This is a genomic window from Flavobacterium gelidilacus DSM 15343 (genome assembly GCF_000422685.1).
GTDB classification, from domain to species: Bacteria; Bacteroidota; Bacteroidia; order Flavobacteriales; family Flavobacteriaceae; genus Flavobacterium; species Flavobacterium gelidilacus.
Window position 1 is genome coordinate 25,543 of record NZ_AUGN01000016.1, and the last position, 19,835, is coordinate 45,377.

Here is a 19,835-nt window from a genome sequence, read left to right on the forward strand (position 1 = left end):
ACTCATTTGTGAGTCTTTTTTAATTTTGTATAAAAATAGATCAATTTCAATAAACTGAAAACAATAACTTCTTATGAAAACAATCAATAATTTAGACTTTAAAGGTAAAAAAGCCATTATCAGAGTAGATTTTAATGTTCCTTTAGATGAAAATTTTAATGTAACGGATGCTACACGAATTGAAGCTGCAAAACCAACTATTGATAAAATCTTAAACGACGGAGGAAGTGTTATCTTAATGTCACATTTAGGAAGACCAAAAGGAAAGGAAGAAAAATATTCAATAAAGCATATTATTGCTAAAGTTTCAGAAGTTTTAGGCAGAGAAATACTTTTTGCAGAAGATTGTATTGGAAGCGATGCACACTCAAAAGCAAGTAATCTACAACCAAATCAAGTACTTCTACTAGAAAACCTTAGGTTTCACAGTGAAGAAGAAGCAGGAGATTCTGATTTTGCAAAAAAATTAGCATCGTTAGGAGATGTATTTGTAAATGATGCTTTTGGAACAGCACATAGAGCACATGCTTCAACAACTATAATTGCTAACTTTTTTCCAAATGACAAATTTTTTGGATTATTATTAGCCAAAGAAATTGAAAGCATCAATAAGGTGCTTAAAGATTCACAAAAACCAGTTACTGCAATTTTAGGAGGTTCAAAAGTGTCTTCAAAAATTACAATTATTGAAAATATTTTGGATAAAGTTGATCACATGATTATTGGTGGAGGAATGACTTTTACTTTCATTAAAGCTTTAGGTGGAAGTATTGGCGATTCTATTTGTGAAGATGACAAACTAGAATTAGCTTTAGAAATTTTAAAACAAGCCAAAGAAAAAGGAGTACAAATACATATACCAGTTGATGTAATTGCTGCTGATGCTTTTTCTAACGATGCTAATACTCAAATAATTGATGTAACTAAGATTCCAGATGGTTGGCAAGGTTTAGATGCTGGACCAAAATCGCTTGAAATTTTTGAAGAAGTAATTCTAAAATCAAAAACAATTCTTTGGAATGGACCAGTTGGTGTTTTCGAAATGCCTAGCTTTGCTAATGGAACAATTAAAGTTGGAGAATATATAGCTGCAGCAACTAAAAATGGTGCTTTCTCCTTAGTTGGAGGAGGTGACTCGGTTTCAGCAGTAAAACAATTTGGTTTTGAAGATCAAGTAAGTTATGTTTCTACTGGTGGTGGAGCAATGTTGGAAATGTTAGAAGGAAAAACTTTACCCGGAATTCAAGCAATTATTCAATAATAATACTATTTTTGACTTTTTTGAGTTATCATAGATTAACAAATTACTAAATTACAAATTCCTGCAAAATGAGAATCAAAAACATTTTATGCTTACTATTACCCTTAATTTCTTTTGCACAAGAAAGTGTAGAAGCTAATTTAATTGAAGAAACAGTTGAAAAAGTATCTTATTTAGATTCTTTAAAAGCATCTTTTGTTAACCATAGCACAAGCACTTGTATTGATAGCAGATGGATGGAAGAATTATCTAACCAAGAGCTTTTTGATACAATGTACGAAGATGTTTCTGAATTAAACATTGAAGAAGCAGTTGCCTACGAAATGTCAACAGAAGTACTTAAGAAAAGACTTAAGAAATTGGATGATAAGTCACCATTTAATATTGAGTACAATGCTTCACTAGAAAATGTAATAAAATCATTCTTAAAAAACAGAAAACCTAGTTTTGAGCGATTAATGGCTATTTCTGAATATTATTTTCCAATGTTTGAAGAACATTTAGCAAAATATGATGTGCCTTTAGAAATTAAATATTTAGCAATTGTAGAATCAGCATTAAACCCAAAAGCTAAAAGTAGAGTTGGTGCTTCAGGACTTTGGCAATTTATGTATCCTACAGGAAAACAATTTAATTTAGAAGTCAATTCTTATGTTGACGAAAGATACGATCCTTTAAAAGCAACTGAAGCAGCTTGCCAATATTTATCAAGTTTGTATAAAATTTTTGGAGATTGGAGTTTAGTTTTAGCTTCATATAATGCAGGTCCAGGAAATGTTTCAAAAGCAATAAGACGTTCTGGAGGAAGTCAAAATTATTGGAACATTAGAAAAAACCTTCCTAGAGAAACAGCCAATTATGTACCAGCCTTTTTAGCAACAATGTATATTTATGAGTACAAAAAAGAATTAGGAATTAAACCTAAAAAAGCAGCTTTAACTTATTTTGAAACCGATACAATTAAGGTTAGAAGAGAAATGAGTTTCAAACAAGTTTCGGAATTATTTGATATTCCTCAAGATCAAGTAGAGTTTTTAAACCCAATTTATAAATTAAACATAATTCCTTTTAACGAAGATAAACCTCATTTTTTAAGATTACCAAAAGACAAAATCGGTTTATTTGTTTCTAACGAAGAAGCGGTCTATGCTTACATTGATTATGTAAAAAATGGTGGAGAAAAAGCACAAGATGCTATTGCTGAAAATTCAACTCCAGAAGAAACAAATGTGGTTGAATATAAAGAAACCAAAACAAAAAGTAAATTAGCTTACCATTCGGTAAGACGTGGAGAAAGTTTAGGTTTAATTGCACAAAAATATGATGTTTCTGTTTCAGAAATAAAAAAATGGAATAATCTTAGGTCTTCAACAATTAAAACCGGAAATAAATTAAAAATTTATAGTACAAAAGAAGATAATTCAAAAACTTCTAGATCTACCAGCACAACTACTTATATTGTTAGAAACGGGGATTCATTATATACTATTGCAAAAAAATATCCTGGAGTTTCTACAGATGATTTAAAAAAATGGAACGATATTAGCGGTGATAATATTCATCCCGGAATGAAATTGAAAATAAACGGGTAAAATCTTATTAAATCAACCTAAAATGAAAAGATCTATTTTACTTCTGTTTCTTTCTTTCTTATTGTTTTCTTGTAAAGAAGAAGCGTCAAATAACAAAGGACTTTCCGAATCATCTGGAAATATTAATAATGTTTCTATATTTATAGATGAACCACTTTGGAATGGTGAAGTCGGAGATTCTTTACGTAAAAAATTTGCTGCTCCAGTAGATGGTTTACCACAAGTAGAACCGTTGTTTAACATCAATCAATATCCAACAAAAATATTTGATGGTTTTGTAAAAAAAGGAAGAAATATAATTGTTGTTCAAAAAGCGGACAAAAGTGGGTTTGGAGCTTCCAAAGATTTATATGCAGCGCCTCAAAATGTTTTTTTTATATCTGGAAAAACAAACGAAGATCTATTAAAAGTTATTGAAACAAAAGCTCAAGAAATAATTGAAACGATTAAAAACGGAGAAATTGTTGAGAATCAAAAACGAATGAAAAAATCATTGGTTAATGATGAAAAAATAAAGGATAAGTTTGGTGTGTCTATGAACATTGGTTATGGTTATGAATATGACACGGTTAAAGACAAATTTATTTGGTTGCGAAAAGAATATCAATCAGGTTATAATAGTCTTTTAATTTATGAGGTGCCTATAGAAAGTATTGAGAAAAATCAGGATATAGTTCAAAATATAATAAACATTAGAGATTCTATTGGAAAAGCAAATATTCATGGAATGTTGCCAAACACATGGATGATCACTGAAGAAGCTTATGCACCTTATTTGTTTGAAACTAAATTAGACAATAAGTTTACTTATTTAGCGAAAGGTACTTGGGTTTTAAAAAACGATTTTATGGGAGGTCCTTTTGTAAATTACGCTATTAAAGACACCAAAAATAACCGTTATCTTATTGTTGAAGGATTTACTTACTTGCCTACAAAAGCCAAAAGAGATCATATGTTTGAATTGGAAGCGATAATCAATTCAACAAAATTTATAAAATAAAAAGATTTAATTAGTATTTTATCGAAGAGCAAAGTAACTCATTTTTTAAAATAGTTTTTTTGCTCTTTTTTTAATTCATTTTTCAGATGCTAACATTCCAAATAAAGCGATTTAACGAACTTTCTATTCACGAACTATATCAATTACTTAAATTACGAAGTGAAGTCTTTGTGGTGGAGCAAAATTGCATTTATCAAGACATTGATGGTAAAGATGAGAAAGCTTTACACGTTTTAGGGTTTTATGAAAATGAAATTGTGGCTTACACCAGATTATTCGATAAAGGATATTATTTTGATGAAGCTTCAATTGGTAGAGTAGTGGTTAGCCAAAAAGTAAGAGCTAAAAAATGGGGACACGATTTAATGAAGATTTCTATTGATGCGATTGAAAAAGAATTCAAAACATCAACTATTACAATTTCAGCGCAAGAATATTTAAAAAAATTCTACGAAGCACATCATTTTGAGCAAACAAGCGAAATGTATCTAGAAGATGATATTCCTCATATTCAGATGAAGAGGATTTAATAAGATTTATTAATCAATCTTAGTAATCACCAACTCAACTCTTCTGTCTTGTTCAGTACTATTTCCAAGTGGTTGTGTATTTCCGTAACCGTTATAAATTAATCTTTTTTCATTAACTCTTCTAGAAATCAGATATTTATAAACTGATTTTGCTCTGTTTACAGATAACTCGCGTTTTCTGGTGTCTTTGTCAATAGCTTCTTTTTGATAAGAAGGAGTACAACAAATATGTCCTTGAACTTCAAGCTGTATTTTTGGAAAACGGTGCATTTTTATAGCAATTTTATCTAATTCTTTTTTTGCAGAAGTTGTTAGTCTACTACTTCCTCTATCAAAAAAAACCTTGTCTAGTGTGATTTTGTCTCCAACAATGACATCTTTTCTCAAAACAGTATAATTTTCTGGCTTTGTTCTCTTTTCTTTAAGTAAAGGTTTAAAGTTTATTAAAACATCAACACGTCTATTTTTGGAACGAACATCAGGAATATTTGATTCTAAATCTTCATCGATTACAATGCTTCCTTTTCCTTCAATAGAAACAATAATTTTATTTTTTATGCCATTTAATAATAATGAGTCTTTAATTGTATTGGCTCTTTTTGTAGATAAGTCAAAATTATAAGCATCTTTTCCTCTATCATCACAATAGCCATGAATTTGTATTGATTCTACTTTTGATGTATCAATAGTTATAATGAATTTTTGAAGTTCTTTTTGTTGGTCTTTGCGTATGTCAAACTTGTCAAAATCAAAATAAATAGATTGTATTACTTCATCGTCTTGAGCATATGAAGTCATGATAAAAAGTAGAAAAATGTATTTAAGAAAGCGCATTATTTTTTTAATATTTTGTTATAATCTGATGTGTTTTTTAAAACGGCTTTGGCTTTGTTGATTTCAATATTGTTTTGGGTATCATAATCATACAAACCTTCTTTATATTGAAAACGAGTAATGATTTCATCGTTCAAAAGCATAATGATTTCAACTTTATTTTTGTCAAGTTCTTTTTCGTTACTTTTTTCAATAGCTGCTTTCAACAAATTATATTCAGATTGAATGTTTCCGTCAATGTTCTCTCTTTTGGCTACTTCTAGTGTGTTTTCCAGTGCCTTTTCAGTTTCTGTGTTCATTTTGTACTGATTCTTTTTAACGAACTGTTTAAAGCCGTCAAAATCTGAATTAGTAAAAAGGACATTAGGGTTGTTTTGGTTTTTATAATAAAACTCAGTTACATAATTAAAAATAGCATCATTTGCCGTCAATGCTTTTGAAATTGTTGAAGGTTTTGTTTCTAAAACTTCCATATCTGGCATAATTCCACCTCCATCATAAACGGTTCTACCTTTTTTAGTTTTAAAAGCTGTATAATCTTTTTGGTCAGTACGAATAGCTTTTCCATTTTCATCTTTATGTGAATAATCTAAAGCCTGAATACATCTTCCCGAAGGTGTGTAATATTTAGAAATTGTGACTTTTACTTGTGTTCCGTAGGATAAATTCAAAGGTCTTTGTACTAAACCTTTTCCGAAACTTCTATTTCCAACCACAACGGCTCTATCTAAATCTTGTAAAGCACCGGCAACAATTTCAGATGCTGAAGCACTTCTTCCATTCACAATAATAGCTAACGGAATTTCTAAATCAACCGGCTCGTTTCTTGTTTTATAAGTACTGTTGTGTTTTTCAACTTTCGACTTTGTAGTAACAATTGTTTCGTTTTTTGGCACAAATAAATTACAAATGTTTACTGCTTCACCCAATAAACCACCTGGATTTCCTCTTAAATCTAAAATAATTTTGGTAGCTCCTTGTTTTCTCAAATCTAATAAGGCTGCTTTAGTATCTGAAGACGCTTTTTCAGTAAATTTTGATAAAACGATATAACCAATATTGTCTTCCAATAATTTGTAATATGGAACCGCTTTTAATTCAACTTCATCTAAAATAATAGTTCCGTTCGTTTTTTTACCTTGTCGGAAATAAACGATATTTACTTTAGTATTTTTTGTTCCTTTTAGCAATTGCGATGCGTCTTCTTTAAAGTCTTTTAGTAAAACATCATCAATTTGAATGATTTCATCACCAGCTTTTAAACCAGCTTTATCTGCAGGAAAATTTTTGTAAACTTCTTTTAAAATGACTTTATCTTCTTTTCGAGTAATCATAGCTCCAATTCCAGTATATTCTCCTGTATTGTTGATTTTGAATTTGATTACATCTTGTTCATTAAAGAAAACGGTATAAGGATCAAGCTCTTTCAACATGCTTTTTATTCCTTTATCCATCAAATCACCAGGATTAGTTTCATCCACATAATTTTGATTCACTATTTTGAATAAGTTGGTAAAAATTTCAATTTGTTTGGCTAATTCAAAGAAATCTCCTTTAAAACTAACTCCAGCAAATAAAAACGAAACAGCTATAATGGGAATAATGATTCTTTTTCTAAAAATGGACTTCATAACAATAGAATTAAGTAAAATGAACTACGAATGTAATTATAATTGATCAAAAAGTAAACCAAAGTTAGGTTTTACTTAACATTTTCAACAAATTTTTGAAAAAGTTTAATGGTTTTCTCGTTAATTTCTTGATAAGTCAAACGATCTTTTGATTGATAAAAAAACATGAAAGCATAAGGTTTTTCAAGGTTTTCTGTTAAAATATGTTTGTTTAAACGATAACATTCACGCAAAACGCGTTTAAAATAATTTCGGTCAACAGCATGTTTAAAATACTTTTTAGAAACCGAAACGCCCATTTTAATTTTCTCCTTTTCTTCTAAAGGATTTTCCACAAAAACCAGTCTTAAAGGATATTTAGATACAGATTTTCCTTCACTAAAAAGTAAATCTATAGTGTTTTTGCTTTTAAGCTTTTCGTTTTTTGGGTAAGTGAATGCCATGTGGCAAAGGTATAAAAAAAGCTGTCGTAAAACAGACAGCTTTTTTCAATTTTGTTGAGGTTATTTTTTCTCGTAAACATTATCATCTCTTTTAACATCGGCCATTAACCCACTTGGATCAACAACAATTGCTTTTATTGACGATTTAGTTTTTGGAATTTCAACAGAATAAGTTGGGTAAGCCCAATCCCATCCGTTTAAAACAGTTCTTTTTATGTCTGAATAAGGATTTTCCTTTTCAAAACGCATTAACGTATTTGGAATATAAAATGTTTCTTTTGAACCATCTTCATAAACAACTAATAAATCAATAGGCATTGGTGTTCTACCTTTTCTTTCTAAAGTTAAAATTGTTTTTCCATTATTTTCTTCTAAATCTTGAATAGCATAATCAATTGTATTTGTAGTTTGTGTCCAATCTATTAAATACCAATCCAAATTTGCACCTGAAACTCTTTCAGCACTTCTTTTAATGTCATTTGGCGTTGGATGCGTTAATTTATAATCGTAATAATAACGTTTTAAAGTTTTCATTAAATTATCACTTCCTATTAAATAGCCTAACTGAGCTAAGAAAACTTCCCCTTTGCTATAAGCTCCAATACTATAACCCATATTATAATCATAGCGATCAGCGTGAGTTGATAAAGGTTGTTCTTTTCCAGAATTAGCCAAATAAACATAATTTCTGTAAGCACTTTCAAAAATATTATCTTCTTTTTCTTTTGGAGGCATAATTTCGTTCATAGCTAAATCTGAAATAAACGATGTAAATCCTTCATCCATCCATTCGTGTTTAGATTCGTTTGAAGCCAATACAAATTGAAACCAAGAATGGGCAAACTCGTGTGCAGTTACTCCTACTAAGCTGCCATAACTTCTGTTTCCAGTTATTAATGTGCACATTCCGTACTCCATTCCACCATCACCACCTTGAATAACTGAGTATTGTTTGTACGGATATGGTCCCACGTTTTTATTGTAAAACGCTAATAATTCAGCTGTTTTAGGTTGCATTTTTTTCCAATTGTCTAAATTTTCTGCTTTGTTTTTGTAAAGAAAATGCAGTTCCACATTATTTTCTCCAATCAAGATATCATGAATATAGTTATTGTCTGCTGCCCAAGTAAAATCGTGCACATTTGGAGCTACAAAATGCCAAGTCAGTTCTTTGGTTTTTTTAGGATACTTTACTTCAACACCTTTGTCTTGATACCCATGACCAATTTCGTTTTTATTTTGAAGATAACCTGTTCCACCAACAGTGTAGTCTTTGTCGATTGTTAGTTTTACATCGAAATCTCCCCAAACACCATGAAACTCACGGCCAATATAAGGATCAGCGTGCCAGCCTTCAAAATCATATTCAGCCATTTTTGGATACCATTGCGTCATAGATAAAGCAACTCCTTCTTCAGAATTTCTACCTGAACGTCTAACTTGTAATGGTACTTGACCATCAAATGTTAGTGAAAAGGTTGTTTTTGATTTTGGCAAAATTGCTTCAGCTAAAGTAACTTCTAAAACAGTTCCAACGACTTTTGTTGTTGCCATTTTACCGTTTTGTTTGAAATTTGAAATTTTTAAAAATCCTATTTCATCAGGTTTTAAAGTTTTAATTCTACTTTCTGTAACTTCTTTTTCGGCAACTTTGAATTTTCTTACCATTCGTTTATCAGGATCAGAAATAGTTTGTAAACGAATATCCATTGCACTTCCTGGCTGAAAAGCATTTGGATATAAATGATAATATACTTTTCGTAAAGTATCAGCAGAATTATTGGTATAAACTAATTCTTGTGTTCCTGTATATTGATAATTTTTTACATTCATTTTCACGTCCATTTTATAGTCAACGTGTTGTTGCCAATAACCTGGATTAGGATTATTTTGAGCAAATCCAATAAAGGAAATTAGAGCAATTAAAAGTGTTTTTTTCATAGTGATTTATTTAAAAAAACCACAAAGCATAGTATTCGTATGACTTTGTGGTTTTATATTTGAAACTTAAAAAGTTTTATTACATTTTTGAAGCCATAAGTAATGCGTTATAAGCATTTACTATTCTACCAGATTTTGAAATTTCAGCAAAATTAGCATCATGTTGATCATCTCCAGCTAAAACAGCATTTTTTAATGGAGTTCCACTAAGCATAATAATTTGTTTTACTTGAGCAGCAGATAATTTTGGATAATAAGAACGAATTAAAGCTGCAACTCCAGCAACATTAGGTGAAGCCATTGAAGTTCCTTGTAAATATCTGTAGTTATTATTTGGTGTAGTAGCATAAATTTGCATTCCCGGAGCGAAAACATCTACGTTCTTTTTTCCATAGTTTGAAAAAGGAGCTACCATGTTTGTACTGTAAGTTGTATTCAATGCACCAATGATTAAAACATTGTCAGAAATTTCAGGAGCACCATCATAAGAATCACTTGGATATTTATTTACTACATCTAAATCTTTAGCATCATTTCCGGCAGCAAAAATTACTAAAACATCTTTTTTAGCTGCATATTTTAACGCATCTTGAACCCATTCTTTATGAGGAGAAAAATATTTTCCAAAAGAGCCATTGATTACTTTGGCACCGTTGTCAACAGCATAACGAATTCCTAATGCGATATCTTTATCATATTCATCACCATTTGGAACAGCTCTTACAGCCATGATTTCTACTAAGTTCGCTACACCGTCTCCACCTAATCCATTACCTCTTACTTGCGCTACAATTCCAGCAACGTGCGTTCCGTGTAATGCGTCTTCTGGGTTTGGTCCAACAACATTGTTGTTTCCGTATTTTGTATCATTGATGTCGTTTGGATTATCTCCAACAACTTTACGACCATCAAAATCTGGATTTAAATTATAATTTAATTGGTCATTAAAATGATCAACTCCACCTTTAACTTGTTCAGAAAAATCAGCTAAAGAAACTCTTGATAAAACTCTTGTAAAGAAAGCTTTATTATTATTTACAGCTTCATTATCTGAAGTAATTCCTTTAACATCTTCTAATGTAAAGTCATCTTTTTTAAGATATTCTTTTAAATCTTTTGCTGATTTTAAGTAACCTTCATACATTTCCTTTCCTTGAAGAGCATCTCCTCTTTCTGCATCTAGTTGCGCTTTAGCTTCAACATAATCTGCAGCAGTTGGACCCATTTTAACGATTCTAGTCAATTCTAATTGTTCGTTAACAGCATCTCCTAAGAAATTCCATCCATGAACATCATCAATGAATCCGTTTTTATCATCATCTTTTCCGTTATTAGGGATCTCTTTTGGATTATTCCAAATAACTGTTTTTAAATCTTCATGATTTATATCTACACCAGAATCTACAATTCCAACAATTACCTTAGTTCCTTTTTTTCCTTTAAGTAATTCAGCATAAGCTTTATCAACACTCATTCCTGGAACTGAATCTTTAACTAAATCTAAGTGACTCCAACGTTGTAATTCGTTTTCAGTTAATTTAGTTGTTTTTGTTTGAATAGCATCAATGTTTTCAACAGGAGTTGATACCATTTGTGAAACTCCACCACAACTAGCTAATAAAAGAGCTAATGCAGCAGAAACATAAAAGGGTTTAAATGTTCTCATTATTTTGAATTTATTTATAGTTATTAGACAATTATTTTTTAAAAAAGTTACATGTTATAGATTAAAAACCTCGTTACAAGTTAAAATTTCGTTTAAACGTATTCCTTTTTCTGTTTTTTGAACAGTTATAATTTCGTTATGGGCATCGTGCTCTAAAATTAATTTAAAGTTTTTTTCAGCAGCCATTTCAAGAAAAATTTCTTTTTCTCCAAGCGTTAGCAAAGGTCTTGTGTCATAACCCATAACATAAGGTAAAGGAATGTGACCAGCAGTTGGCAATAAATCTGCCATGAAACAAAAGGTTTCTCCATTGCAATTAATCATTGGAATCATTTGCTTTTCTGTATGACCATCTGCAAAGAATATTCCAAAACCTAATTCAGATTCTTCTAGTAAGGCATTTTCTGATCTATTAATAAAATTTAAATGACCACTTTCTTGCATTGGAATTATATTTTCGTGCAAAAAAGAAGCTTTTTCTCTATTATTTGGTTTGGTTGCCCATTCCCAATGATTTTCATTAGTCCAATATTTAGCATTTTTGAAAGCTACTTCATAACCTGTTCTGTCTTTATTCCAAATTACACTTCCTCCACAATGGTCAAAATGCAAATGTGTCATAAATACATCAGTAACATCATCACGATGAAAACCATATTTTTCTAACGATTTATCAATAGAATGATTTCCCCAAAGCGAATAATAACCAAAAAACTTGTCAGATTGCTTGTTACCCATTCCGGTATCAATCAAAATTAAACGATCTCCATCTTCAATTAACAAACATCTTGCAGCAATGTCAATTAAATTGTTTTCATCAGCTGGATTGGTTCTATTCCACAAAGTCTTAGGAACAACACCGAACATTGCACCGCCATCTAATTTAAAATTTCCGGCTTCAATAGGATATAATTTCATTTTAAAAATTTGATTGCAAGTTACAAAAAAAGCTATATTCAATTAAGTGTTTTAGGTATAAATCTATTTTATAGTCTCATAAGTTATAAAAATGTTAGTATCCATTGTAAAAAGAGCTAAATACCTTATATTTGCCGTTAATTTAGACAAAATCAAAATAACAAATGATAAAAGTTTCTGATACAGCAAGCAAAAAAATTTTTGCTATGATGCAAGAAGATGGTTTTGACGCTACTCAAGATTTTGTTAGAGTAGGCGTAAAAAGTGGTGGATGCTCTGGTTTGTCATACGAGTTAAAGTTTGACAAAGAATTAAGAGAAAACGATAAGGTCTTTGAAGATAATAATATAAAAATAGCCGTTGAAAAAAAGAGTTTTCTTTATCTGGCTGGAACTATATTAGAATTTTCAGGTGGATTAAACGGTAAAGGTTTTGTGTTTAACAACCCAAACGCGCAAAGAACTTGCGGTTGTGGAGAAAGTTTTTCACTTTAATCATTAAAAAAACAAAATGTCAAAATATACAGAAGACGACTTAAAAGTCGAATTAGAAAATAAAGAATACGAATACGGATTTTACACTGAACTAGAATCAGAAACATTTCCTATTGGTCTTAATGAAGACATAGTTCGTGCAATTTCTTTAAAAAAAGAAGAACCAGAATGGATGACCGAATGGCGCTTAGAGGCTTTTCGTGCTTGGGAAGAAATGATTGAACCTGAATGGGCAAATGTGCATTACACAAAACCAGATTTTCAAGCCATTTCTTATTATTCAGCTCCTAAAAAAGTTGATCCAAATAAAACATTAGACGATGTTGATCCAGAATTATTAGCCATGTACAAAAAGCTAGGAATTTCTGTTGATGAACAAAAGAAAATGAATAATGTTGCTATGGATATTGTAGTAGATTCTGTTTCAGTAGCTACAACTTTTAAGAAAACACTTGGTGAAAAAGGAATCATTTTTATGAGTATTTCTGAAGCTATCAAAGAGCATCCAGAATTAGTTAGAAAATATTTAGGAACTGTTGTTCCTCAAAAAGATAACTTTTACGCAGCTTTAAATTCTGCTGTTTTTTCTGACGGAAGTTTCTGTTACATTCCAAAAGGTGTTCGTTGTCCAATGGAATTGTCTACTTATTTCAGAATTAATCAAGCAGGAACAGGTCAATTTGAAAGAACACTTCTAATTGCGGACGAAGGAAGTTATGTTTCATACTTAGAGGGATGTACTGCACCAAGTCGTGATGAAAATCAATTACACGCAGCAGTTGTTGAATTAATTGCCTTAGATGATGCAGAAATTAAATACTCAACCGTTCAAAACTGGTTTCCTGGAAACAAAGAAGGTAAAGGTGGCGTTTATAATTTCGTAACCAAAAGAGGCTTGTGTGAGAAAAATGCAAAAATTTCTTGGACACAAGTAGAAACTGGTTCAGCCATTACTTGGAAATATCCTTCAGTTATACTAAAAGGAGATAATTCTATCGGTGAATTTTATTCAATTGCAGTAACAAATAATTACCAACAAGCAGATACTGGAACAAAAATGATTCACTTAGGGAAAAACACTAAGTCAACCATTATTTCAAAAGGTATTTCTGCCGGAAAATCACAAAACAGTTATAGAGGTTTAGTCCAGATTTCGTCAAGAGCAGAAAATGCACGTAACTTTTCACAATGTGATAGTTTATTAATGGGAAATGAATGTGGAGCACACACTTTTCCTTATATAGAAAGTAAAAACACTTCATCAATTATAGAACACGAAGCTACAACTTCAAAAATTGGAGAAGATCAAGTTTTCTATTGCAACCAACGTGGAATTCCAACTGAAAAAGCTATTGCGTTAATCGTAAATGGTTTTAGTAAAGAAGTTTTAAATAAGTTACCAATGGAATTTGCAGTAGAAGCACAAAAATTACTAGAAATTTCGTTAGAAGGTTCTGTAGGATAATCAACTATTAATAAGAATAAAAAACACATTCATAAAATGTTATCAATAAAAAATTTACACGCTTCAATTGAAGATAAAGAAATATTAAAAGGAATTAACCTTGAAGTAAAAGCTGGAGAAGTTCATGCTATAATGGGTCCAAATGGTGCTGGAAAAAGTACTTTAGCATCAATCGTTGCAGGAAACGAAAATTATGAAGTTTCTCAAGGAACAATCGAATTAGAAGGAGAAGATATTTCAGAATTAGCTCCAGAAGAAAGAGCTCATAAAGGAGTTTTCTTATCTTTTCAATATCCAGTTGAAATTCCAGGAGTTTCAGTAACTAACTTCATGAGAACAGCTATTAATGAAAGTAGAAAAGCTAAAGGTTTAGCCGATATGCCAGCCAACGAAATGCTAAAATTAATTCGCGAGAAATCTGAATTATTAGAAATTGATCGCAAGTTTTTATCTCGTTCTTTAAACCAAGGTTTTTCTGGTGGTGAAAAGAAACGTAACGAAATTTTTCAAATGGCAATGCTAGAACCAAAATTAGCTATTTTGGACGAAACGGATTCTGGATTAGATATTGACGCTTTAAGAATCGTTGCAAACGGTGTAAATAAATTAAAAAGCAAAGATAATGCAGTAGTTGTAATTACGCATTACCAAAGATTGTTAGAATATATTGTGCCTGATTTCGTTCACGTATTGATGGATGGAAAAATTGTAAAGTCTGGTGGAAAAGAATTGGCTTTAGAATTAGAAGAAAAAGGATACGATTGGATTAAAGCTGAATTAGTTTAAAAATTTGTTTCAAGTTTTTTTGTTTCAAGTAAAATATTTGAAATCAAAACTACCTGAAATTTGAAACCAAAACAATGGATTTAAAAGAAAAATTAGTTTCGTCATTCATGGCTTTTGAAGAAAGAATAGACACTTCTTCAGCATTACATGATGTACGAACAAACGCTATAAAGAATTTTGAAAATAAAGGTTTTCCTTCAAAAAAGGAAGAAGCTTGGAAATATACTTCACTTAATGCAATTTTAAAAAATGACTTTTCTGTTTTTCCTAAAAAAGAAAATTCAGTAGAATTTGCTGAGGTAAAAAAATATTTTTTGCACGAAGTAGATACTTATAAAGTTGTTTTTATTGATGGAAAATTCAGTTCCTTTTTATCTGCTACAACGCATGAAGGAATTGATGTTTGTTTAATGTCATCGGCATTAACAAAGCCAAAATATAAAATAGTTATTGATGAATATTTCAATAAAATTGCTAATAAAGATGAAACATTAACGTCACTAAATACTGCTTTTGCCTTAGAAGGTGCGTACATTAATATACCAAAAAATAAAATTGCAGATAAACCAATCGAAATTATTTATTTTACAACTGGAGTTGAAGATGCTCTAATGGTTCAGCCAAGAAATTTGGTTATTGTTGGAGAAAATGCTCACGTTCAAATTATCGAAAGACATCAAAGTTTAAATAGTAATCCTGTTTTAACGAATTCGGTTACTGAAATATACGCTCAGAAAAGAGCTATAGTAGACTATTATAAAATCCAAAACGATAATTTAACAGCTAATTTAATTGACAATACTTATATTTCTCAAAAACAAGAAAGTAGAGCTTCAGTTCATACTTTTTCTTTCGGTGGAAACATAACTAGAAACAACTTAAATTTCTATCATTTTGGAGAACATATTGATAGCATTTTAAAAGGAATTACAATTATTGGTGAAAAACAACACGTTGATCATTACACTTTGGTACAACATGCTACACCAAATTGTGAAAGTCATCAAAATTATAAAACTATAATTGGTGATAGTGCAACTGGAGTTTTTAATGGAAAAATTTATGTTGAAAAAGAAGCCCAAAAAACAAATGCTTTTCAACAAAACAACAATATTCTACTTAGTGAAAAAGCAACTATAAATGCAAAACCACAATTAGAAATTTTTGCAGATGATGTAAAATGCTCACACGGTTGTACAATTGGACAATTAGATGAAAGTGCTATGTTTTACATGCAACAACGTGGAATTCCAAAAAAAGAAGCAAGAGCTTTATTGATGTTTGCTTTTTGTAACGAAGCTATTGAAAGTATAAAAATTCCAGAATTAAAACATAGAATTACTAAAATTATTGCTTCAAAACTAGAAGTAAAATTGGGATTTGATTTGTAGAAAAAATTATATTAAATAAAAAAACCATCTTTTAAAGGTGGTTTTTTGTTTTAAAAAACTTCTCCTCAAAAATACAACCACATAAACTTACAACTTAAATTCTATGATTCTTAAAAGTAAGCAAGCGATGCTTAATTGTTATATTTTTATCAAAAAATTGATTTTTTGTTATATTTTAAAATTTTAATGTTAAAAATGCACTAAAAACAAGTTTATATTAAATATTTTTTATAAAAAAAGGTGTAATTGACAACATACTTCATTTTTTTTTTTATTTTTACTTTCTTAAAAATATATTAAAATGCGTTTATATTTATTATTTACATTATTGTTTACATCTTTTATGTTTGGTCAACTTAGTGATAAACACTGGCTTCCCCCATTACACTCAAGAAGTGCAGGTGTAATTGGACAACATGTTGTATATCTTTCTACGCCTGAAGTTACACCTTTTCAAGTAACAGTTACAAATGGTAATGGACTACCTGTTGGGACCTACACAATTTCTTCAGGGAGTCCTGCACAATTTACAGTTGGAACAGCACAGCCATCAGATATGTTTGTAAATCGATCAGGATTACATACAGTCTCAGGAGATGATGGTCTTATTATAAGTGGTTCAAGTGAATTTTATGTAACGTTTAAGCTTGATGCTGGAGCACATGGTGAAATGTTCGTTTCTAAAGGAAGAGCAGGTATTGGTAAAGACTTCAGATTAGGTAGTTCACCTCAAGGAGGATCTGATAGTTTCAGAAATTTTGTTTCTAGTTTTATGGCTACTGAAAACAATACAGTAGTTACAATTTCTGACTATGGCACTGGGGTTACTTTTACTACTCCTACTGCAACTAATAATAATGGATCACAAATATTTACTTTACAAGCTGGCCAATCTGTTGTTTTATCTGGATATGCAGATGTGAACGCAAATTGGACTGGATTTATCGGGGCTAGACTAACTGCTACAAAGCCAGTTGCAGTAATTACTGGTAACGTTACTGTTAACCCCTCAACGCAAAGTGGTAATGACGTTTGTTTAGATCAAATTGTTCCTATTGAAAAGATTGGAACACAATATGTCTTAGTTAAAGGTAATGGAACTGTAGATACTGAATTGCCAATTGTTATAGCAACTGAGGATAATACTCAGGTTTTTGTTAACGGTAATGCCACTCCTATTACTACTATAAATACAGGTGATTACTATATTGTACCTTTTTCATATTTCCAAGGGGCATTTAATCAAAACATGTACATAGAGACGACTAAACCTGTTTACCTTTACCAAATTTTAGCTGGTTCTACAGCTTCTTATACTGTAGGCTTGAACTTTATCCCACCATTAAGTTGTTCTTATCCAAAAGTTGTTGATTTAATTCCTAGCATAAATTCTATTGGTTCAGGTGTTACATTTGCTCCAAATGATACTAACGTTATTCTAATTGCAGTTGCTGGTTCTGTTATTTCATTAAATGGTGTTCAAACAACTGCATTTCCTCAACCTGTGCCGGGAAATTCAAACTGGGTTACTTATAGAATCTCAGGATTAACCGGAAATGTAAAAGTTGAATCCACAGGGTCAACAGCAGTTGCTGTATTAGGGCTAGAGGGTACAATGGGTGTTGCAAGTTTTTATTCTGGATTTGGTACAGTAAATTTAACATACCAGGCAGGACAAGGCGCTATTGGTCTTGAAGAATCTGATATGACTATTGCAAATGGCTTAGCACCTTGTCCAGGAGATATAAGAGTTTTAAACACAAATTTGGAACCTGCCGATTTTTCTTTTGAATGGACGGTTGATACTGGTTCTGGACCAGTTGTTTTGACAGGTGAAACAGGACCTTCCTACACCGTAACTAGTCCAGGAACATATTGTGTTACAACCTCTAATGGTTTTATAGGAAGTAACTGTACACAAACGGATTGCGTTGTAGTTGAGTATCAACCTGGCTTTGTAATTAACAACAATCCAGATGATTTATTAAGTTGTAATAATGATTTTGACTTAAGTGAAAATTCTGCAACAATTTTAAATGGTTTAGATCCTTTTACTTATGATGTTTTGTTTTACGCAACAATGCAAGATGCCATCGATAATATAAACCAAATACCGGCCCTTCAAACTACTACAGCGACAGTAACTACCTTTTATGTAAGAGTTGAGACTTTTGGAAGTACCTGTGCTCAAATTACTCAATTTGATGCTGTAGTTTCTCCATGCCAAGCCAGTACTGCACCAGACATGATTGTCTGCGACGATATTACTAATAATGGAACTGAAACGTTTAATTTAACAACACAAAACGCAGCGGTTTTAGGAGGTTTAGCGGCAGCAGATTTTACTATAACTTATCATTTAGATCAAGCTGGAGCTGATGCTGACAATAATTTAGCTTTACCAGCTACAGCTTACGTTGGAGGGCCAAATCAAGTGATTTATGTCCGTATGGAAAGCAATGCAAATCCTACTCAATATAGCACTTCAACATTTAATTTAATAGTTAATCCATTACCAACAGCAGCTATTGGTGCAAGTACAATTTGTTCGGGTCAAACAGCTACTGTTACAATTAGTGGAACACCTGGTGCTACTGTTAGTTATCTAGATAATTTAGGAGTTACACAAACTGTTGTTTTAAACAGTTCAGGTTCGGCAACAGTTACTACACCTGTTTTAACTTCGAATGCTACTTATTCTTTAGTTGATGTAACTTCAGTTGAAAACTGTACACGAGCTGTAAACGGTTCGGCTACAGTTACGGTATTGCCATTGCCTACTGCTTCAATTTCGGCAAATACTATTTGTGAAGGCACAGCTGGTACAGTAACAATAACAGGGACTCCAAATGCTACGGTTAATTATACGGTAGATAGTGGGTCAATTCAAACAATAATTTTAAACGGATCAGGAACTGCAGTGATAACTTCACCAGTTTTAACTTCAGACTCCGTTTATTGTGTTGAAGAAGTTATTTCTGCTACGACCCCAGCTTGCTCTGCAACATTGACTAATGTTTGTGCTTCTATAACTGTATTGCCATTACCAACTGCTGTTATTTCGGCTAATACTACATGTGTTGGTTCAACAGGAACTGTAACTATTACCGGAACAGCTAATGCTACGGTAACTTATACAGTTGATGCAGGTATTAATCAGACGATTGTTTTAGACGCTTCTGGAAATGCTTCAATAACTTCACCAGTTTTAACAGCAAATTCAGAGTACTGTTTAGTTGACGTAACTTCAAATACTACACCAGCTTGTACTCAAACTGTAACATCATGTGCAACCATTACAGTATTACCACTACCCACAGCTACTTTAGTAGCTAATACGGTTTGTTCTGGAACATCTGGCACGGTTACTATAACAGGAACTGCAAATGCTACGGTAACCTATACAGTTGACGCTGGAGCTAATCAAACGGTTGTTTTAAATGCTTCTGGAACTGGAACAATAACTACACCAATATTAACAGCAAATTCTCAATATTGTTTAGTTAATGTAACGTCTAACACGACACCAGCATGTACACAAACATTAACAGCTTGTGCCACCGTAACAATTAATCCATTACCAACGGTTTCAATTTCGACTACTACACCTTCTATATGTTCAGGTACCTCTGCTACTATAGATTTTGCAGGAACGGCAAATGCTACGATTACTTACACGATTGATGGAGTTTCTAGTACGATTGTATTAGATGGATCAGGAAATGCTTCGGTAAGTTCTACTGCAACATCAACGTATTGTTTAGTGGGTGCTGCTTCAAATTCGACACCAGTTTGTACTCAAGCTTTTACGGATTGTGTTACTATTACAGTAATTCCTTTACCAACGGCTTCTATCACTGGAGATACAATTTGTGATGGCGAT

General features: G+C 31.5%; 15 protein-coding genes. 9 read left to right on the forward strand and 6 right to left on the reverse strand.

The window, feature by feature from the left end; translation table 11 throughout:
• The first annotated feature begins 73 nt into the window (after nucleotides 1–73).
• The 4 genes from G507_RS0108515 (at nucleotide 74) to G507_RS0108530 (ending at nucleotide 4,383) form a co-directional block, all read left to right on the forward strand.
• Nucleotides 74–1,261: a phosphoglycerate kinase gene (locus G507_RS0108515; RefSeq protein WP_026717104.1), complete on the forward strand. Its 1,188-nt coding sequence runs from the start codon at nucleotides 74–76 to the stop codon at nucleotides 1,259–1,261.
• 68 nt (nucleotides 1,262–1,329) lie between these two features.
• Nucleotides 1,330–2,853 (forward strand): lytic transglycosylase domain-containing protein, encoded by a 1,524-nt coding sequence (locus G507_RS0108520; protein WP_026717105.1) that lies wholly within the window; start codon nucleotides 1,330–1,332, stop codon nucleotides 2,851–2,853.
• 22 nt (nucleotides 2,854–2,875) lie between these two features.
• On the forward strand, nucleotides 2,876–3,853 hold the full coding sequence (locus tag G507_RS0108525) for a DUF4837 family protein (protein ID WP_026717106.1): 978 nt from the start codon (nucleotides 2,876–2,878) through the stop codon (nucleotides 3,851–3,853).
• An 86-nt stretch (nucleotides 3,854–3,939) separates the two neighbouring features.
• The gene (locus G507_RS0108530) at nucleotides 3,940–4,383 is read left to right on the forward strand and encodes a GNAT family N-acetyltransferase (protein ID WP_026717107.1); all 444 of its coding nucleotides are present in this window, start codon (nucleotides 3,940–3,942) and stop codon (nucleotides 4,381–4,383) included.
• Between the two features lie 9 nt (nucleotides 4,384–4,392).
• On the opposite strand, the gene G507_RS0108535 is transcribed toward G507_RS0108530, so the two are convergent.
• The 6 genes from G507_RS0108535 to G507_RS0108560 all read right to left on the reverse strand — a co-directional run bounded on the left by G507_RS0108535 (nucleotide 4,393) and on the right by G507_RS0108560 (nucleotide 11,816).
• Nucleotides 4,393–5,181: an OmpA family protein gene (locus G507_RS0108535; RefSeq protein ID WP_245575610.1), complete on the reverse strand. Its 789-nt coding sequence runs from the start codon at nucleotides 5,179–5,181 to the stop codon at nucleotides 4,393–4,395.
• Between the two features lie 35 nt (nucleotides 5,182–5,216).
• Nucleotides 5,217–6,848, reverse strand: a complete 1,632-nt coding sequence (locus tag G507_RS0108540; protein ID WP_026717109.1) for a S41 family peptidase — start codon at nucleotides 6,846–6,848, stop codon at nucleotides 5,217–5,219.
• 71 nt (nucleotides 6,849–6,919) lie between these two features.
• A complete protein-coding gene (rnpA, locus tag G507_RS0108545) occupies nucleotides 6,920–7,291 on the reverse strand; it encodes a ribonuclease P protein component (RefSeq protein ID WP_026717110.1) in 372 nt (123 codons plus the stop codon).
• Between the two features lie 60 nt (nucleotides 7,292–7,351).
• Nucleotides 7,352–9,232, reverse strand: a complete 1,881-nt coding sequence (locus G507_RS0108550; RefSeq protein WP_026717111.1) for a M1 family metallopeptidase — start codon at nucleotides 9,230–9,232, stop codon at nucleotides 7,352–7,354.
• A gap of 79 nt (nucleotides 9,233–9,311) precedes the next feature.
• Complete coding sequence (locus tag G507_RS0108555) at nucleotides 9,312–10,898, reverse strand: S8 family peptidase (protein WP_026717112.1); 1,587 nt, start codon at nucleotides 10,896–10,898, stop codon at nucleotides 9,312–9,314.
• 54 nt (nucleotides 10,899–10,952) lie between these two features.
• The gene (locus G507_RS0108560; RefSeq protein WP_026717113.1) at nucleotides 10,953–11,816 is read right to left on the reverse strand and encodes an MBL fold metallo-hydrolase; all 864 of its coding nucleotides are present in this window, start codon (nucleotides 11,814–11,816) and stop codon (nucleotides 10,953–10,955) included.
• A 164-nt stretch (nucleotides 11,817–11,980) separates the two neighbouring features.
• Between G507_RS0108560 and G507_RS0108565 the strand changes: the two genes are divergently transcribed.
• The 5 genes from G507_RS0108565 to G507_RS0108585 all read left to right on the forward strand — a co-directional run.
• On the forward strand, nucleotides 11,981–12,310 hold the full coding sequence (locus tag G507_RS0108565; RefSeq protein ID WP_026717114.1) for a HesB/IscA family protein: 330 nt from the start codon (nucleotides 11,981–11,983) through the stop codon (nucleotides 12,308–12,310).
• A 16-nt stretch (nucleotides 12,311–12,326) separates the two neighbouring features.
• Nucleotides 12,327–13,775 carry a Fe-S cluster assembly protein SufB gene (sufB, locus tag G507_RS0108570; RefSeq protein WP_026717115.1) on the forward strand — a complete coding sequence of 483 codons (1,449 nt, stop codon included), beginning with the start codon at nucleotides 12,327–12,329 and terminating at the stop codon, nucleotides 13,773–13,775.
• Between the two features lie 36 nt (nucleotides 13,776–13,811).
• The gene (gene sufC / locus G507_RS0108575; RefSeq protein WP_026717116.1) at nucleotides 13,812–14,561 is read left to right on the forward strand and encodes a Fe-S cluster assembly ATPase SufC; all 750 of its coding nucleotides are present in this window, start codon (nucleotides 13,812–13,814) and stop codon (nucleotides 14,559–14,561) included.
• Between the two features lie 74 nt (nucleotides 14,562–14,635).
• Nucleotides 14,636–15,952 carry a Fe-S cluster assembly protein SufD gene (gene sufD, locus G507_RS0108580; RefSeq protein WP_026717117.1) on the forward strand — a complete coding sequence of 439 codons (1,317 nt, stop codon included), beginning with the start codon at nucleotides 14,636–14,638 and terminating at the stop codon, nucleotides 15,950–15,952.
• Nucleotides 15,953–16,253: 301 nt separating this feature from the next.
• Nucleotides 16,254–19,835: IgGFc-binding protein (locus G507_RS0108585; RefSeq protein ID WP_157496534.1), on the forward strand; the 3,582-nt coding region annotated here is incomplete at its 3' end.

What these genes read in the sequence shown, in the direction of transcription:
- G507_RS0108535 (WP_245575610.1), bottom strand. Translation starts at nt 5,181, where the DNA reads ATGACTTCATATGCTCAAGACGATGAAGTAATACAATCTATTTATTTT.
- G507_RS0108530 (WP_026717107.1), top strand. Translation starts at nt 3,940, where the DNA reads ATGCTAACATTCCAAATAAAGCGATTTAACGAACTTTCTATTCACGAA.
- G507_RS0108555 (WP_026717112.1), bottom strand. Translation starts at nt 10,898, where the DNA reads ATGAGAACATTTAAACCCTTTTATGTTTCTGCTGCATTAGCTCTTTTA.
- G507_RS0108540 (WP_026717109.1), bottom strand. Translation starts at nt 6,848, where the DNA reads ATGAAGTCCATTTTTAGAAAAAGAATCATTATTCCCATTATAGCTGTT.
- G507_RS0108550 (WP_026717111.1), bottom strand. Translation starts at nt 9,232, where the DNA reads ATGAAAAAAACACTTTTAATTGCTCTAATTTCCTTTATTGGATTTGCT.
- rnpA (WP_026717110.1), bottom strand. Translation starts at nt 7,291, where the DNA reads ATGGCATTCACTTACCCAAAAAACGAAAAGCTTAAAAGCAAAAACACT.
- G507_RS0108560 (WP_026717113.1), bottom strand. Translation starts at nt 11,816, where the DNA reads ATGAAATTATATCCTATTGAAGCCGGAAATTTTAAATTAGATGGCGGT.
- sufD (WP_026717117.1), top strand. Translation starts at nt 14,636, where the DNA reads ATGGATTTAAAAGAAAAATTAGTTTCGTCATTCATGGCTTTTGAAGAA.
- sufB (WP_026717115.1), top strand. Translation starts at nt 12,327, where the DNA reads ATGTCAAAATATACAGAAGACGACTTAAAAGTCGAATTAGAAAATAAA.
- G507_RS0108525 (WP_026717106.1), top strand. Translation starts at nt 2,876, where the DNA reads ATGAAAAGATCTATTTTACTTCTGTTTCTTTCTTTCTTATTGTTTTCT.
- G507_RS0108565 (WP_026717114.1), top strand. Translation starts at nt 11,981, where the DNA reads ATGATAAAAGTTTCTGATACAGCAAGCAAAAAAATTTTTGCTATGATG.
- sufC (WP_026717116.1), top strand. Translation starts at nt 13,812, where the DNA reads ATGTTATCAATAAAAAATTTACACGCTTCAATTGAAGATAAAGAAATA.
- G507_RS0108520 (WP_026717105.1), top strand. Translation starts at nt 1,330, where the DNA reads ATGAGAATCAAAAACATTTTATGCTTACTATTACCCTTAATTTCTTTT.
- G507_RS0108515 (WP_026717104.1), top strand. Translation starts at nt 74, where the DNA reads ATGAAAACAATCAATAATTTAGACTTTAAAGGTAAAAAAGCCATTATC.